General features: G+C 38.2%; 14 protein-coding genes and 1 pseudogene. 14 read left to right on the forward strand and 1 reads right to left on the reverse strand.

From position 1 onward, the window contains the following. Positions 1-33: 33 nt before the first annotated feature. From ACSQ7D_RS12630 to ACSQ7D_RS12685, 12 genes and pseudogenes are all read left to right on the forward strand, one after another. Positions 34-1,129: pseudogene (locus ACSQ7D_RS12630) on the forward strand (ISAs1 family transposase). A gap of 274 nt (positions 1,130-1,403) precedes the next feature. Next, a complete protein-coding gene (locus ACSQ7D_RS12635; RefSeq protein WP_437136451.1) occupies positions 1,404-4,082 on the forward strand; it encodes an AsmA family protein in 2,679 nt (892 codons plus the stop codon). Between the two features lie 22 nt (positions 4,083-4,104). Beyond that, complete coding sequence (gpmA, locus tag ACSQ7D_RS12640) at positions 4,105-4,851, forward strand: 2,3-diphosphoglycerate-dependent phosphoglycerate mutase (protein ID WP_002672496.1); 747 nt, start codon at positions 4,105-4,107, stop codon at positions 4,849-4,851. A 149-nt stretch (positions 4,852-5,000) separates the two neighbouring features. Further along, entirely contained in the window at positions 5,001-6,122 is a 1,122-nt protein-coding gene (locus tag ACSQ7D_RS12645; RefSeq protein ID WP_009411845.1) for an N-acetylmuramoyl-L-alanine amidase family protein, read from the forward strand. Between the two features lie 20 nt (positions 6,123-6,142). Next, the gene (locus tag ACSQ7D_RS12650) at positions 6,143-7,093 is read left to right on the forward strand and encodes an MlaD family protein (protein WP_437136452.1); all 951 of its coding nucleotides are present in this window, start codon (positions 6,143-6,145) and stop codon (positions 7,091-7,093) included. A gap of 9 nt (positions 7,094-7,102) precedes the next feature. Continuing rightward, positions 7,103-8,413, forward strand: a complete 1,311-nt coding sequence (locus tag ACSQ7D_RS12655; RefSeq protein ID WP_437136459.1) for a 4Fe-4S dicluster domain-containing protein — start codon at positions 7,103-7,105, stop codon at positions 8,411-8,413. A gap of 23 nt (positions 8,414-8,436) precedes the next feature. Further along, a complete protein-coding gene (locus ACSQ7D_RS12660; protein WP_437136453.1) occupies positions 8,437-10,302 on the forward strand; it encodes an ABC-F family ATP-binding cassette domain-containing protein in 1,866 nt (621 codons plus the stop codon). A gap of 121 nt (positions 10,303-10,423) precedes the next feature. Further along, positions 10,424-11,674: a peptidase U32 family protein gene (locus ACSQ7D_RS12665; RefSeq protein WP_437136454.1), complete on the forward strand. Its 1,251-nt coding sequence runs from the start codon at positions 10,424-10,426 to the stop codon at positions 11,672-11,674. Between the two features lie 23 nt (positions 11,675-11,697). Then, positions 11,698-11,928, forward strand: a complete 231-nt coding sequence (locus ACSQ7D_RS12670) for a ferredoxin (RefSeq protein ID WP_002672503.1) — start codon at positions 11,698-11,700, stop codon at positions 11,926-11,928. A 39-nt stretch (positions 11,929-11,967) separates the two neighbouring features. Continuing rightward, a complete protein-coding gene (locus ACSQ7D_RS12675; protein ID WP_437136455.1) occupies positions 11,968-12,582 on the forward strand; it encodes a porin family protein in 615 nt (204 codons plus the stop codon). A gap of 20 nt (positions 12,583-12,602) precedes the next feature. Continuing rightward, on the forward strand, positions 12,603-13,079 hold the full coding sequence (locus ACSQ7D_RS12680) for a hypothetical protein (RefSeq protein WP_437136456.1): 477 nt from the start codon (positions 12,603-12,605) through the stop codon (positions 13,077-13,079). Continuing rightward, on the forward strand, positions 13,079-14,011 hold the full coding sequence (locus ACSQ7D_RS12685; protein ID WP_437136457.1) for a hypothetical protein: 933 nt from the start codon (positions 13,079-13,081) through the stop codon (positions 14,009-14,011). Before ACSQ7D_RS12680 ends, ACSQ7D_RS12685 begins: the two co-directional genes overlap by 1 nt. Here the strand turns inward: ACSQ7D_RS12685 and upp are convergent. Continuing rightward, positions 13,985-14,638, reverse strand: coding sequence for a uracil phosphoribosyltransferase (gene upp / locus ACSQ7D_RS12690; RefSeq protein WP_002672507.1), 654 nt, complete (start codon positions 14,636-14,638; stop codon positions 13,985-13,987). The genes ACSQ7D_RS12685 and upp overlap by 27 nt on opposite strands. Positions 14,639-14,777: 139 nt before the next feature. Between upp and ACSQ7D_RS12695 the strand changes: the two genes are divergently transcribed. Together ACSQ7D_RS12695 and ACSQ7D_RS12700 are read left to right on the forward strand one after the other, a co-directional pair. Then, a complete protein-coding gene (locus ACSQ7D_RS12695) occupies positions 14,778-15,362 on the forward strand; it encodes a porin family protein (protein WP_437136458.1) in 585 nt (194 codons plus the stop codon). Between the two features lie 290 nt (positions 15,363-15,652). After that, positions 15,653-16,192: hypothetical protein (locus tag ACSQ7D_RS12700; RefSeq protein ID WP_437135700.1), on the forward strand; the 540-nt coding region annotated here is incomplete at its 3' end.

Consider the following 16,192-nt stretch of genomic DNA (forward strand, 5'->3'; position numbering starts at 1 on the left):
AATAAAATGTAAAAGTCTATGACACTGATAGAAATGTTATCTAGTATAGAGGATACTAGAAAAAGACGCGGTATCCGCCATAAAATGCCTAACTTCCTGATTATGTGCCTAACAGCAATAATGTCAGGTTATACTGGTTATCGAGAAATAGGCCGTTTCCTCAAAGAAAACCAATGGGAGTTTAAAAAGTATCTAACTTTCTGTAAAGTACCTACATATGGCTCTATTAGAAGGATATTTATGGAAATTGATTTTGATGATTTTGCCCAAAAATTCAATCAGTGGACTGCCCAATTTTTACCAATGTGTCAAGGTGAAACACTTGCTGTTGATGGAAAGGCTATTGCAGGAACTATTAAAGACACTCAAAATAACTATCAGAATTTTGTTTCATTGATAAGTGTTTTTGCTTCACAAAGAGGCATTGTATTAGCTTGTGATAAATTAGAGAACAAAAAAGAATCTGAAATTTATACCGTTCAAAGACTCTTACAAGCCTTAGACATTCAAGGTGAAATAATCACTTTAGATGCCTTACATTGTCAAAAAAACTCTTGAAACTATTATAAAGTCAAAAAATGACTACATAGTACAAGTAAAAGGTAATCAAAAAAAGCTTTTTGAGCAAATAAAAGCAAATGTTGCTACAAAAAAGTATTTAATGCACACTTACCAAGAGTGTTCTTTGCTAAGAGGTCGTGATGAATTGCGTATTACCAAAGTTTATAAAAATTTAGAGGGTATTTCTCCTGAATGGTTTGGTATAAAGCGAATTATAGAAACAACACGTTATGTCAAAACAAAGAAAGGTCAGACAATAGAGATAGTTTACCATATTAGCAGTGTAGCTAAGAATAAGGCTGATTTCTTTGCTAATCACATACGTTCTCATTGGGGTATAGAAAATCGTTTGCACTGGGTGAAAGATGTACAAATGAAAGAGGACAAGAGTAAGACTAAATCAGGTAATGCTCCTGAGAATCTTTCAATAATGAGAAATATATCAATTAACCTATTTCGTCTTAATGGAAAAGACTCTATCAAGTCAGCTATGGAATGGAGTATCATTAATTTCAAAGAACTTATGAATTTAATATATTATAAATCAAACATTTGTAACTCTATGTAACAGCCCTGCCTCCAAAGGGGGAACTAAAGCGACGTAAAAACGAACAAATGACGAAGGATGAGTGGCGTTAAAGCAAAGGGAAGTTAAAGCTAAGAGAGTGTTAAAAAAGAGGATATTGGTAGATTTCAACTTTGGTAAAGTGCAAGGTGAAAATTCGCAGACCAATTCTGGTAGACTATAAAAACAAAGAACAAAATAATTATTTCAGAATTTATTGCTAATTGTTAATTATTTCGTATCTTTGCACTCAGAAAACATAATTGCTAAAACACGAATGAAAATAGCTAAAAAAATACTGAAATGGGGAGGTATTACCCTACTGCTCCTCATCATCGCAATGATTGCTATTCCTTTTTTCTTTAAAGATACTATCAAGGAAAAGGTTATTGAGATGGCAAATGAAAACTTAAAGGCGAACATCGGATTACAAGATGTTGATATTAGTCTGTTTAAGAACTTTCCTAAGGCACGCGTTACCCTCAACGATTTTGTTTTGGTAAACAAAGAGCCTTTCGTAGGTGATACACTTTTTGCTGCTAAACACATAGATGTAACGCTTAGCATCAAAGATTTATTAGCGGGCAACTACAATTTGCTAGGAGCTAATGTGAAAGATGCTTCGGTGTATATACACCTTAACAAGGAGGGAGAAGGTAACTATGATATCGCTATTCCTTCGGATAAACCTGAGGAAGAGTCAGCTCCTATCAAGCTAGATATTCAGCGGTACAATGTAGAAAATCTGAAATTTACTTTCAAAATGGACGACGGCAACCTCTTTATGGAAGCAGCCGATATTTACCACAGCGGGAAAGGAAACTTTGCCGAAGAGGTATTGGACTTAGACACTCAGACGAAAGCCAACCTAACTTTTGCAATGGATAAGAGTACTTTTATGAAGCGAGTGCCTATCACCTTGCAGGCTATTTTGGGCATCGACCTCAAAAATCAGAAATATACTTTCAAGCAAAACAAAGCTACTGTAAATCGTTTGGATTTGGTATTCGATGGTTTTATTCAGTTATTGGAGGAAGGACAACATTACGACCTTACTTTTAGCACCCCTACCAATTCATTTCAAAACTTTTTAGCGCTCATTCCCGAAGAGTACTCTAAAAGCATTGAGAATGTAAAGACCACAGGAAATCTGACTCTGAAAGGTTTTGCCAAAGGTGATATGGTAGGTGATAAAATCCCTACTTTCGGACTTGAAATGTATGCAGACAATGCTTCTTTTAAATATCCGAACCTGCCTAAAACGGTGCGTGACATCACTATCGACCTAAAAGTAAACAACGCTACGGGTATTACCAACGATACCAAAGTGAACCTCAACAAATTTACGATGAGTATTGACCAAGACCATTTTTCGGCTCGTGCCAATGTGAGCAATGTGGTAGTAAACCCGTTTGTGGATATGGCAGTAAAAGGGACTATCAACTTAGCAAACTTATCGCAAGCATACCCTATTTCGTTAAACAAGAAGTTGGCAGGAATCTTACGTGCTGATATAGCGACACAATTGGATATGAAATCGGTAGAGGCTAAGAATTATCAAAAAATTAAAGCGCAAGGTAATTTGTCGCTTTCTCAGTTTGTATATGCAGGCGAGGAGTTTGTAAAACCTTTCCATATTGATAACTTAAACGTAGCCTTTAATCCGTCGCACATTGGGCTTTCAAAATTTGATGCTCGCACAGGTGATAGTGACTTACACCTTACTGGAACGATAGATAATCTGTACGGTTTTGCTTTCAGAAAAGAAATCCTCAAAGGAAACTTTAATCTATCTTCGAACAAGTTAGTAGTAAACGATTTTATGCAACCCGCAACAGAATCGTCTGCTCCTGCGAAACAAGAAACCAAAGAAGCACCTAAAGCTAATAAGACCTCTACAAAAGAAGCGGCTATAAAAGTACCTGCTTTCTTAGATTGTGCGCTTACTGCAAAAGCCAATACGGTGTTATACGACAATTTGAAATTAAGTAATGTATCGGGTAAACTGATTATAAAAGATCAAAAAGTAACCTTAGAGAACTTAAAATCGGATATTTTTGGAGGAAATATAGCTCTTGCAGGAGATGTATCGACCAAAGAAAAAGTACCTACCTTTGACGTAGATTTGAACCTAAACCGCCTTAACATATCCGATGCTTTTACGCAAATTACTATGCTCGAAAAGATAGCGCCTATTGCGAAAGCTGTACAAGGGAAAGTGAATACGGTTATCAACGTAAAAGGTAATTTGAAAAACGATTTAACTCCTCAAATTAACAGTATCTCAGGCGACCTATTCGCAGCACTTATCGACTCCAAGATTGACAGCCACGGTTCTCCTCTACTCTCAGCCTTAGACAGCCAGTTTACAGGTTTAAATTTAGCCAATCTCAACCTAAAAGATGTGAAAGCAGCGGTTGATTTTGAAGATGGAAAAGTGAAAATCAAGCCTTTTACTATCAAATATAAAGATGTAGCCATAGAGGTAGCAGGTTCTCACGGATTTGACCAACAGATGAATTACAAGCTCACCTTTAATGTACCGCCTCAAATGTTGGGTAAAGAAGCAGAAGGTTTGTTAGCAAAATTGACTCCTGAAAACCAAAAAAAGATAAACAACTTGCCTGTGGTAGCAACCGTAGGTGGAACTTTCAAAAAACCACAAGTAAGCACCGATGCTAAAGCCGTAGTAAAAAATTTGGCTACCCAAATAGCTAAAAACCAAATTAGCAACCTTACCGCTAAAGGCACTGACGCACTACAAAAGGCTTTAGGAGGTAAAACAAGTTCGGGTACAGCAGGCGAAATAACCAAAACCGTAGGAGGATTGATGAAGAACAAAGACAGCACAATGACTAAAGTAAAAGAGAAAGCCAAAGAAGAGGCTAAAAAAGAAGCCAAAAAACAAATAGGCAATTTCCTCAGAGGTTTGGGTAAAAAAGAAGGAGAAGAATAAGAATAAAATTAATTAAATATATATGTATAAAGTAGTACTTTTACGCCACGGGCAAAGTGAATGGAACAAGCTCAACTTATTCACAGGGTGGCAAGATGTAGATTTAACAGAGCAAGGCGTACAAGAAGCACGTGAAGCAGGACGCGTAATGAAAGAAGAAGGCTTCAAATTTGATGTTGCCTATACTTCAGTGCTCAAAAGAGCTATCAAAACCTTGAACAATGCTTTGGAGGCAATGGGCGACCTTTGGGTGCCTACACACAAAAGCTGGAGACTCAATGAAAAGAGTTACGGAGCGCTACAAGGTTTGAACAAAGCTGAAACTGCTGCTAAATACGGTGAAGACCAAGTACTTTTGTGGAGACGCTCTTACGATGTTCGCCCTCCACTTATTGAAGAATCAGACGAACGTCACCCTTCACACGACCGCCGTTACGCTTCACTTACCAAAGAAGAAAAAACAGCAGGCGAAAGTTTGAAAGATTGTTATGACCGTATGTTGCCTATATGGTTTAACGAGATTGCGCCAGATATTAAAGCAGGCAAGAGTGTGATTATCGCAGCACACGGTAACAGTTTGCGTTCTTTGGTACAATATCTCGACGGGCTTTCAAAAGAAGAAATCTTAAAGCTCAATATCCCAACGGGAGTACCTTTGGTATATGAACTCGATGCTAATTTAAAACCTATCAAACATTATTATTTAGGCGACCAAGAAGCTATTGCAGCCGCTATCAACAGCGTGGCAAATCAAGGTAAATCAAAATAAAATTTGCTTGATATATTGATAGAAGAAGGAGGTTATTTATTGCAGATAACCTCCTTTATTCCTTTAAAAATGAAACTTTAACGTCACGCTTTTTGTATATTCGAGTAAAATAATTACCTTTGCACCAATTTTAAGCAGAACATATATTAATGAAATTTATATACATTCTTCTTTTTTCACTATGCAGTAGTACTTTTAGTCTGTTTTATGGACAGAAGAACCCTGTGTTTAAAGTAGTTTTAGATGCGGGTCACGGAGGTAAAGACCCCGGTAAAGTAGTACAGAAAAACATCTTTGAGAAAGATGTGGTGCTGAAAATAGTATTATTAGTAGGCAAAAAGTTAGAGGCTTACCCTGACATAAAGGTGATTTACACTCGCAAAACCGATGTGCTAATCGACCTTTATGAGCGTGGAGCTATTGCCAACAGGAACAAAGCCGATGTATTCGTTTCAGTACACTGCAACGCTCACGAAACACAAGTAGACGGTGCGGAAACATATGTATTAGGGCTACACGCCAACCAGCAGAACTTCGAGGTTGCCAAAGCCGAAAACTCGGTAATCTACTTGGAAGATGATTACAAAAAGAAATACGCTAAGTACAATATCAACTCACCTGAATCGGTAATAGGGCTATCTATTATGCAAGAAGAGTTCTTGGAGCAGAGCATTCAGCTAGCTAAGTTAGTGCAAAACCAACTGACAGGAGTGATGAAACGCACTAACAGAGGCGTACGCCAAGCGGGATTCATCGTCTTGCACCAAACCTATATGCCGAGTATCCTTATAGAAACAGCTTTCCTTACTAACAACGAGGAACGCAAATTCCTCACCTCGGCTAAGGGGCAAGAAGAGTTTGCCGAAAACATTGCTGAGGCGATACTCGCTTACAAGAAATGGATAGAAGACAAAAGTTCTTATACTACCCCTGACGACAGTATTTCACAAGTAAGAGAAAAAAGTAATACCCCGAGACAAAGTACAAGTAATAGCACTATCAACAACAGCGATTTGAGCTATAAAGTACAGATATCATCAAGCCCTAAAAATTTAGAAACAAAGGCTTTTAATTTCAAAGGACTCTCGCCTATATCGGTTGAAAAAGATGGGCGTGTATATGTGTATTACTATGGTGATACTTCGAAGCACAGAGAAGCCCTTGAGCTACTGAACAAAGCAAAAAAAAAAGGGTATAAAGATGCTTATATCGTAGCTTTTTACCAAAAGAAACGCATTACAGTAGAAAGAGCTAAACAAATAGAAAAGTAAACTTATTCAAATAGAAACTGATGAAACTATCCAGAGAAATAAAAACAGCTATTATAGTTGTGGCGGGTATTGCCGCTTTTTATATAGGCTTTAACTTCTTGAAGTCTAAATCATTATTTAATAAAACGAATACTTATTACGCTTATTTTCCTCATTCAGGAGGGTTAAAAACAGGTACACAAATCACTGTAAATGGGGTGAAAGTAGGGAGTGTGGAAGCAGTGGACTTAGAAGAGAAAAGTGCCAAGATAAAAATCACGATGGAGTGTTCAGACGATTTTAAGTTCTCTAAGAATAGTGTAGCCGAGCTTTACAACAGTTTGCTTGGAGGTGCAGGACTGCAAATTATTCCCGCCTTCGATAATGCTCCTATAGCCGTATCGGGAGATGTATTAGAAGCACGTGTACAAGAAGATATGCTCGCCTCTATCTCTTCGTCAATCAAACCTACACAAGACAAACTCAATCGCCTTTTAGGACAAGCCGATACGACTCTGACAGGGGTGAACAGTGTTTTAGATGCTAAAACTACTAACAATTTAAAAATTGCCATTGCCGAACTGAGCGCGACAATGCACAACTTAAATCAGGCATCAGTAAACCTCAATAAGATGTTGGTAGCTAATCAAGCCAATTTGAATGCTACTTTAAGCAATGCTAATAAAATCACTACTGATCTATCAAAAGTATCAGGACAGCTTTCGGAAACTGAGCTCAATAAAGTAATTGCCAATGCACAAACAACTCTTAACAACCTCAACACTCTTTTGGCTGAAGTAGAAGGAGGCAAGGGTACTATTGGAAAATTACTAAAAGACGAAACGCTCTATAAAGACTTAGACAAATCGGCTAAACAGCTCGAATTGCTCTTACAAGACCTTCGTTTAAATCCTAAGCGTTATCTTCATTTCTCCGTTTTTGGTAAAAAAGCTAAAACATACGAGCCTCAAGACGAAGAAAAAGGAGAATAAACTGTATTGATGAGCTTCTTTCCTAACATAGTATTTATAATACTTCTCTGTATAGGAGGAGGCTTTTTTATTTATAATCTACGGAAACTCATCAGGAATATCCGTTTAGGCAAGCCCGAAGACACTTCTGGAAACCGCAAAGAGCGACTCAAAAATATGTTGTGGCTCGCCTTAGGGCAACGAAAAATGTTGGTACGTCCCATAGTGGGTGTGTTACACATTATTGTATATACAGGTTTCCTGATTATCAACATCGAACTTTTAGAGATTATTACTGACGGTATCATAGGAACCCACCGCATATTTGCCTCCTTAGGGGCGTTTTACAACTTCTTGATAGCTTCTTTTGAGGTGTTGGCTCTCTTAGTGATTGTAGCAGTAACCGTATTTTGGATAAGGAGAAACGTACTAAAACTACCACGCTTTCGCAAGGCAGAAATCAGAGGGTGGGCAAAAAAAGATGCAAGCAATATCCTTTATGCCGAAATGGTAATGATGAGTCTTTTCCTACTGATGAACGCTGCCGATGTTCAGCTACAAGCATTACACGTACCCCACTATGTGCAAGCAGGTTCTTTTCCTGTGAGCGAATGGTTACGCCCCTTGTTAGGGAACGCTTCGGTAAGCGCTCTTATCGCTGTAGAACGCAGTTGTTGGTGGTTACACATTACCGGGGTTTTATGCTTTTTAAACTACTTATATTACTCCAAACATCTACACATACTGTTAGCTTTCCCTAATACGTACTACGCACCTATTCGTCCGTTAGGAGCTTCTAAGGTAAACCCAGTGGTAACACAAGAGGTGAAACTAATGTTAGACCCCAATGCCGACCCTTTTGCAACACCACAAGATACAGCCCCTCCTGATAAGTTTGGAGCTTCGGACGTGACCGACCTCACTTGGTTACAGCTGATGAATGCCTATACTTGTACCGAGTGCGGGCGTTGTACCGATGAATGTCCGGCGAACCTCACTGGTAAAGAGCTTTCTCCTCGCGCGATTATGATGAAAACACGTGACCGCTTAGAAGAGGTAGGGCGCAATATCGACAAGCACGGTACTTTTGAACCCGATGGCAAACAACTTTTAGGCGACTACATTACTCCTGAAGAACTATGGGCTTGTACCACTTGCAATGCTTGTGTGGAGGTCTGCCCTGTGAGCATCAGTCCGCTATCTATCATTATGGATATGAGGCAGTATTTGGTAATGGAAGAATCGGCAGCACCTACCGAACTCAATGTGATGATGACTAATATAGAGAACAACGGAGCCCCTTGGGCGTATAGCCAAGCAGATAGAGACATCACAAATTAATTTTAATTTATTATCTAAATTAAATGAACTTAATATCCGTAGAAAATATATCAAAAGCCTTTGGCGAACGCATAATCCTTGAAAACATCTCTTTTGGTATCAATAAAAACCAAAAAATAGCCTTTATCGCTAAAAATGGTACAGGAAAGACTACTTTACTCAATATTATTGCAGGCAAAGACCAACCCGATAGCGGACAAGTAGTATTCCGCAAGGGCATACATATAGGTTTTCTCTCACAAAATCCCTCTTTTAACGAAGAACTAACGGTAGAAGAGACTATTTTCGCAACCGACAATCCTATTTTACAATTGATTCAGGAGTACGAACACGCTTTACAGCACCCTGAAAACGAAATGGCTTATCAAAAGGCTTTTGAACAGATGGAACACCATAATGCCTGGGATTTTGAAACACAATACAAACAAATACTCTTCCGCCTAAAATTAGACAACCTCCAACTGAAAGTAAAAAACCTTTCGGGAGGACAGAAAAAGCGTCTCGCCTTAGCCAATGTACTTATTAGCAAACCTGACTTACTGATATTGGACGAACCTACGAACCACCTCGACTTAGAAATGATTGAATGGTTAGAGCAGTACTTTGCCAAAGAAAACCTTACACTCTTCATCGTTACGCACGACCGTTATTTTTTGGAACGCGTATGCAATGAAATCCTCGAATTGGACAATGGCGAACTATTCAGCTACAAAGGGAACTACTCCTATTTCTTAGAGAAAAAAGAACAGCGATTGGCACAAGAGCAGGCATCGGTAGAGAAGGCTAAAAACCTTTATGTAAAGGAACTCGACTGGATGCGTAGGCAACCTAAGGCACGGACTACCAAATCGAAATCACGTATAGACGATTTTTATAAGATAAAGGAGGCAGCCCACAAGCGTCGGAAGGAGCACTCGGTACAGCTCGAAATCAATATGGAGCGATTGGGAAGCAAGACGGTGGAGTTTCACAATGTGAGCAAGAGCTTCGGAGACTTGCGCGTGCTCAATAAGTTCAATTATAATTTCTTGCGGGGCGAACGAGTGGGAATTATAGGTAAGAACGGCACGGGCAAATCCACCTTTCTCAACTTGCTCACCTCGGCTATCACGCCTGATAGTGGTAAAATAGTAGTGGGAGACACTATTAAGTTCGGGTACTATACCCAAGATGGTATTAAGGTACAACAAGGGCAAAAGATAATAGAAGTGATACAAAAGTATGGCGATTACATTCCCCTACTTAAAGGGCGCACTCTCTCAGCAGGACAGCTATTGGAACGCTTTCTCTTCGACCGTAAAAAGCAATACGACTATGTAGAGAAACTCAGCGGAGGGGAACTCAAACGCTTATACCTATGTACTGTACTTATTCAAAACCCCAATTTTTTGATTTTAGACGAGCCTACGAATGACCTCGATATTGTTACTCTGAACGTCTTAGAAGACTTTTTATTAGACTATCCAGGGTGCTTGGTGGTAGTATCGCACGACCGCTATTTTATGGATAAAATAGTAGACCATCTTTTTGTCTTCAAAGGCAATGGCGAAGTAGAGGATTTCCCTGGTAACTACACCGATTACCGCGTGTACGAAGAGAGCGTTCCTCCGACAGACGATACTCCAAAGAAAGAAGCCACCAAAAACACTTGGCGCAAGGACGGAGCGAAAGGTTTATCGTTCAACGAGCAGAAGGAATACAACCGATTGGAAAAAGAAATAGCGCAGTTAGAAGAGAAAAAAACTGCTATAGAAGCTACTTTTGCCGAAGGAAATCTTAGCAGTAATGAAATACAAGAACAATCAGTAGCCTTGCAAGAGACACTTACTGCCATAGAGGAAAAGACCGAACGTTGGTTTGAACTAACAGAGAAGCTAGAAGAACATTAATATTTTACTTCACTGACAAGTTAGCATATTAAGCATATTTTCGCTTTTTACTTAATTTTATACATTACAATTTTCAAATTCTACTTTATTTTCGTATCTTTGCCCCCTCACTCACTATATAATGACTCATTCAGGAAAAATTGAACTAATGGCACCAGCTGGTAATTTTGAGTCGCTACAAGCGGCGATAGACAATGGTGCCGACTCAGTGTACTTTGGGGTAGACCAGCTGAATATGCGCGCAAGGGCAAGTATCAACTTTACGATTGACGACCTTGATGAAATAGCGCGTCGTTGTGCTCCTAAGGGCATTCGCACTTATCTCACCCTTAATACTATTATTTACGACCACGACCTATCTATCATCAAAACACTATTAGACGCTGCCAAAAAAGCAGGTCTTACAGCTGTGATAGCTATGGATCAGGCAGTCATAGCTTATGCTCGACAAATAGGAATAGAGGTGCATATCTCTACCCAAATCAATATCACTAATATTGAAACCGTGCGCTTCTATGCGATGTTTGCTGATACAATGGTAATGAGCCGTGAACTGAGCTTGCGACAAATCAAGAAGATATGTGAGCAGATAGAAAAAGAGCAAATCAAAGGACCTTCGGGCAATTTGGTAGAAATAGAAATATTTGGACACGGGGCACTTTGTATGGCGGTATCAGGCAAGTGCTACCTAAGTTTGCACTCACACAATTCCTCAGCCAATCGGGGAGCTTGCAAGCAAAACTGCCGCAAGAAATACACTGTAATCGACCAAGAAAGCGGTTTTGAAATAGAATTGGATAACGAGTATATGATGTCGCCTAAAGATCTCTGCACGATTGACTTTCTCGACCAAGTAATCGACACAGGGGCAAAGGTGTTAAAGATTGAAGGACGTGGGCGCGCTCCTGAGTATGTGGCTACCGTTATTCGCACCTACCGAGAAGCAATAGATGCTTATTACGCAGGCACATACAGTAAAGAAAAATTTGAAGGCTGGATAGAAGCCCTCAAAACGGTGTACAATCGCGGTTTCTGGAGTGGATATTATTTAGGGCAAAAACTCGGTGAATGGAGTGAAAACCCAGGCTCTAATGCTACCCAAAAGAAAGTGTACATTGGGCAAGGCAAACACTATTTTCCTAAGACTGGTATTGCAGAGTTTGCTATTGAAGCCTTTGATATAAAGGTAGGTGACAAATTACTTATCACTGGACCTTCAACAGGCGTTCAAGAAATAGAGCTCACCTCAATGATGGTAAACGATACTCCTGCTGAAAGAGCTAAGAAAGGTGATTCTTGTACTATCAAAACCAATTTCAGAATAAGGTTATCAGATAAACTGTATAAAATAGTAAAAACAAATATCAATTAGCAGATTGGCAGATTTAGTTTAATATGGTAATAGTAACCTTACAGCGTGAAAAATGCATCGGCTGTAACTACTGCGTAGAGATGGCTCCTGAGCAGTTCCAGATGTCGAAAAAAGACGGCAAGAGCGTATTATTACGTTCCACTGAAAAGAAAGGCTTCTTCACCCTAAAAAGTTATGACGATAGTATTTTTGAGGATTGTGAGAAAGCACAAAAAGCCTGCCCCGTGAAGATTATCTCTACCAAAAAACTATAGTATTAACAACAGACGACTAACATCTAAAAATAATAAACAATGAGAAAAATAGTATTATTAGCCATATGTTTGTTTGCTTTTTACAATGTAAAAGCACAATACATAGGAGTGAAAGCAGGGTACAATTATGCTACCTTAAAAGGAGATGTAAGTAGTGAGGCAAGTTTTAAACCATATCACGGTTATTATGCTGGGGTTACTTTAGAGTTTCCCCTATCTAAATTGTTCTCTTTACAGATAGAAGGTATCTACAATCGTCGTGGTGCACAAATAAAATCTGATAGATATGGGAATGCTACTTTGGCTCTTGATTATCTTTCGGCTCCTGTAATGGCACGATTCAATGTAGGAAAGGGTATTAATCTGCACGTAGGTCCTCAGATAGAGTATCGCATTGACCAGCCTAATTTCTACTTCAATGGTACAGAACCCGTAACTCGTGTAAAATCAGATGCCATAGATATTATAGATATAGCTATGACTGCAGGGATAGGTTACACTACTGATGCAGGTTGGTTTTTCGAAATACGTTGGGTACAAGGACTCACTAATATCTTTGAAGGCGATGAGGCAAGCCTCATAAGTACGGGCATTGCTAATTCTTACGACTTTAAAAATAGAACCCTCTCAATGGGAGTAGGGTATCAATTTTAAGCTAAATAATAGGTAACAAGATGTATAGACTGATATATGTAATATTTTTGATTGGACTACTTTCTTGTGAGAAAGAACGGCAAACGCGCAACCCTAACTTAGGAGAAGTACATTTTACTTATACTATCAACTTAAGTTTACCTCTCTATAACAGCTTAAAAACACCAATGAATACTGTATTTGTTCCCTACGGAGGTATTAAAGGATTTTTTGTGACTTGTTATAGTAATGGAGGATATCGTGCTTGGGAGGCTGCTTGTCCTAATCATAATTTACAAGAATGTCATAGTCGCCTGTTTGGCATAAGGGCTATAGAAGATGAAAATAGCTATGAGAAGACTGGTCACGACTATACTTTTGCCAAATGCTCTTGTGGTAAAACAGTTTACAATTTAATATCAGGGGCTCCTATTGCTATTGGACAAATTCCCAAACCTTATCCTTTACTAAATTACAATGTTTCAGTAGCTGGTAATATTTTAACTATTAGTAACTAATGCTATCGGTACGTTTTGAAAATACAAAGCCCATCACATTTATCATTGTGCTATTAGCACTATTGATAGGTGATGGGCTATTTCAATTTAAAATACTACAACTACCTCTCAGTGACGTGTCTCATCTCACTGTTTTAATGAGTACTTTTGTATTACTCTTTCTTTCTTTATTATTACTTCACCAAATAGACCGGTGGAATGAACTTACTGACACTAAAAACTGCTACTCTATAGCCTTCTTTAGTATTTTCGTAGTGCTCTTCCCTACCCTTTTTGATAAAGTGAAATTAGTAGGTGCTAACTTACTCATCATTGTAGCCTTGTGGCGTGTACTTACTCTTAAAACAGGTGATGGCATTCCACAAAAACTATTCGATACTTCTCTACTAATCATTTGTGCAGGCTTGTTGCACCCTTGGGCTTTAATATTTTTACTAAATGTATGGATTTCTCTACTCTTTTACGGAGCTGAAAAACGCCGTTATTGGTTTATACCTCTATTAGCAATCATTACTGTTAGCATCTTATTAGGGGCTATTTTATTAATACTTCAAGAGCCTTTTCCTATTGATGATTTTACAAATCTCATCACTTCTGATATAAATAATCTTCTAAACTTTTCTCCTCATTCCATTGCTACAACAATAGCAGTATGTAGCTTAGCGCTCCTTCTTTTAGTGGCATTAGCAGTATACTATTTCAGGAGTGTTTATCACAGTATCAGCTCATTAGTAGTAATACAATTCCTCTGGATAGGGCTTATAGTAGTATTCCTTTCCAAAGAAGTGATATACACCTTTGCCCCTATTGCCATTCTCTTTGCTCTTTATGTAGAGAAAATACGTGTGTGGTGGCTAAAAGAAATCGTACTATGGTCACTATTATCTATGCCTGGCATAGGGCTTCTACTCCATTTTATTACCAAAAGCTAAATCACCCGCATCACCTAAACCTGGTACTATATATCCGTGGTCGTTAAGGTGAGCATCTATGGTAGCAATCCATAAATGAGTAGTCTCAGGAAACTTATCTTCCAAGTATTCTATCCCCTGCTGTGCCCCTATAACAGCAAATAAATGTATTTCTTTAGGTGTTCCTAAAGGTTTCAGCGCATTAAATACATTGGCAAACGAACGCCCTGTAGCCAGCATTGGGTCAGCTAAGAAGAGAATTTTACCTTCTAAGGACGGCGAAGCCAGATACTCCACCATTATATCAAAATCAGTCTCAGAAGTGTGTTTGCGATAAGCCGAGATAAAAGCATTATCAGCATTATCAAAGTAGTTCATCAAGCCTTGATGCAATGCCAAACCAGCACGCAAAATAGAGCAAATTACTATCTCGTCTTTCGGAAGTTGTACCTTCTTTTCGCCCAAAGGTGTAGTAATTGTTTCCGTTTTATAGTGTAGAAACTTACTCATCTCGTAACACAACACCTCCCCTATTCGTTCCAAATTTTTACGGAATCGCATACGGTCTGCTTGAATATTTACATCACGCAACTGGGCGATAAATCGGTTTAATACGGAAGGCTCTTCGCCTAAATGATGTATGATCATTGGTCTGTTAGCTTTATATTTTCACGCCACAAAAGTAGTATATAATTTGCTAATTTACAAATTTGCAATTTGGTAAATTATTTTTTTTGGCACACTATTTGGAATAACTATACTGAATCATTAAACAATAATTAAGCGTATGAAAAACAAAATCACTAAATTAACAGCTTTTATTGCGATAATGCTACTCACCACCGCTACCTATGCTCAAGAGTTTCACTTAGGAGCAAAAGCAGGTGCTAACTTAGGTAAAGTAGAAGGTGTAGCCTATGACAAAAACTTTAAATTGGGCTATCAATTAGGTGGTTTCGTCGAATTCGATTTCAATGATAGCTGGGGGCTACAGGGTGAAGTACTTTTTAGTCAAACCAATACAGAGCTCCGCGATAGCTACCAATCTGTTTGGGACGACAAGTTCGAAAAGAAAAAAACACTGAACTACGTAAGTGTACCGGTACTCTTGAAATACAACCCTAACGGATTGATTTCACTACACGCAGGATCTCAATTTAGTTTCCTTGCCAATAAAGACGATAGTACTTGGGAAAACGGAAAAAAACTTTTCAAAGATACCGACTTTTCATTAGTTGCTGGTGCCGAAGTAAATTTAGGTCCTCTTTTTGCTTACGGTCGCTATGTATGGGGTTACAGTGATATTAGTAACGCCCTTAAAGAAAAAGCAACTACCCAACAAATACAATTGGGCGTAGGGGTACGTTTTTAGAAAATAAGAATATTAGTTAATTAGAAATAGGGTTTAAGTGATTTATAAATCACTTAAACCCTATCTTATTTTTTTAACAACCCTAATTATTCTTCGCCTTAGGTTCACCTTCCCTTCATTGTTCCTTTATCTGCGCGTGCGACTCGCTCCGTCCTTTCTTCATTTATATATACAAACTTTGACAAAGTTTGAAACCAAAACTGTAAGGAAGATTTATAAAGCACTGATTTTTAACTATGTTTTTTTTGTAGAAATACTGTGTAAGTATTATCTTTGCAAAAAAAAAAGTTATGACCACTATAATAAAGAATAGAAAAAGAATTTCAAATATCTTTTCTAAGATAGAAGATAAAGAGTTAGAATTTCTTGTAAAAGAAACAGGAGTCGATAAATATAGCAAAAAACTTAAAGGAATAGAAATATTTAAGTTGCTAATTTTCGGTGCTTTGACAGATGATAGAGCTAGTCTAAGAACCTTTGAAAACTTTTATATCACAAATTTCTTTAAAATGATTGCTAAGATATCACTTACTAAAGTCATATCACATAGTAGCATTGCAGAAAGGATTGCTAAAATAAATGTAGTTTTCTTTGAAAGACTTTTTGCTTATTGCGTAAAGAAGTATGCACCTTTTTTAGAAGAAGGAATTACTTCTAAAATAAGTAGTTATGATTCTACAATAGTGAGTATCTCATCCAAACTACTCCATTTAGGAATGCAAAATGGACAGAAGAATAAAAAAGATGAGCAAGGAAAGCTAAGCTTAAAATTCACCATTGGATTTTCAAACTTACCATTCAAGTGTAAAATTCATCACCAGCAAGAAATG

The organism is Capnocytophaga sp. G1920, assembly GCF_051417515.1.

Excerpts from the sequence above, each read along its gene's own strand:
- ACSQ7D_RS12635 (WP_437136451.1), top strand. The coding sequence starts at position 1,404 with ATGAAAATAGCTAAAAAAATACTGAAATGGGGAGGTATTACCCTACTG.
- upp (WP_002672507.1), bottom strand. The coding sequence starts at position 14,638 with ATGATCATACATCATTTAGGCGAAGAGCCTTCCGTATTAAACCGATTT.
- ACSQ7D_RS12645 (WP_009411845.1), top strand. The coding sequence starts at position 5,001 with ATGAAATTTATATACATTCTTCTTTTTTCACTATGCAGTAGTACTTTT.
- ACSQ7D_RS12650 (WP_437136452.1), top strand. The coding sequence starts at position 6,143 with ATGAAACTATCCAGAGAAATAAAAACAGCTATTATAGTTGTGGCGGGT.
- ACSQ7D_RS12665 (WP_437136454.1), top strand. The coding sequence starts at position 10,424 with ATGACTCATTCAGGAAAAATTGAACTAATGGCACCAGCTGGTAATTTT.
- gpmA (WP_002672496.1), top strand. The coding sequence starts at position 4,105 with ATGTATAAAGTAGTACTTTTACGCCACGGGCAAAGTGAATGGAACAAG.
- ACSQ7D_RS12680 (WP_437136456.1), top strand. The coding sequence starts at position 12,603 with ATGTATAGACTGATATATGTAATATTTTTGATTGGACTACTTTCTTGT.
- ACSQ7D_RS12685 (WP_437136457.1), top strand. The coding sequence starts at position 13,079 with ATGCTATCGGTACGTTTTGAAAATACAAAGCCCATCACATTTATCATT.
- ACSQ7D_RS12655 (WP_437136459.1), top strand. The coding sequence starts at position 7,103 with ATGAGCTTCTTTCCTAACATAGTATTTATAATACTTCTCTGTATAGGA.
- ACSQ7D_RS12660 (WP_437136453.1), top strand. The coding sequence starts at position 8,437 with ATGAACTTAATATCCGTAGAAAATATATCAAAAGCCTTTGGCGAACGC.
- ACSQ7D_RS12675 (WP_437136455.1), top strand. The coding sequence starts at position 11,968 with ATGAGAAAAATAGTATTATTAGCCATATGTTTGTTTGCTTTTTACAAT.
- ACSQ7D_RS12670 (WP_002672503.1), top strand. The coding sequence starts at position 11,698 with ATGGTAATAGTAACCTTACAGCGTGAAAAATGCATCGGCTGTAACTAC.
- ACSQ7D_RS12695 (WP_437136458.1), top strand. The coding sequence starts at position 14,778 with ATGAAAAACAAAATCACTAAATTAACAGCTTTTATTGCGATAATGCTA.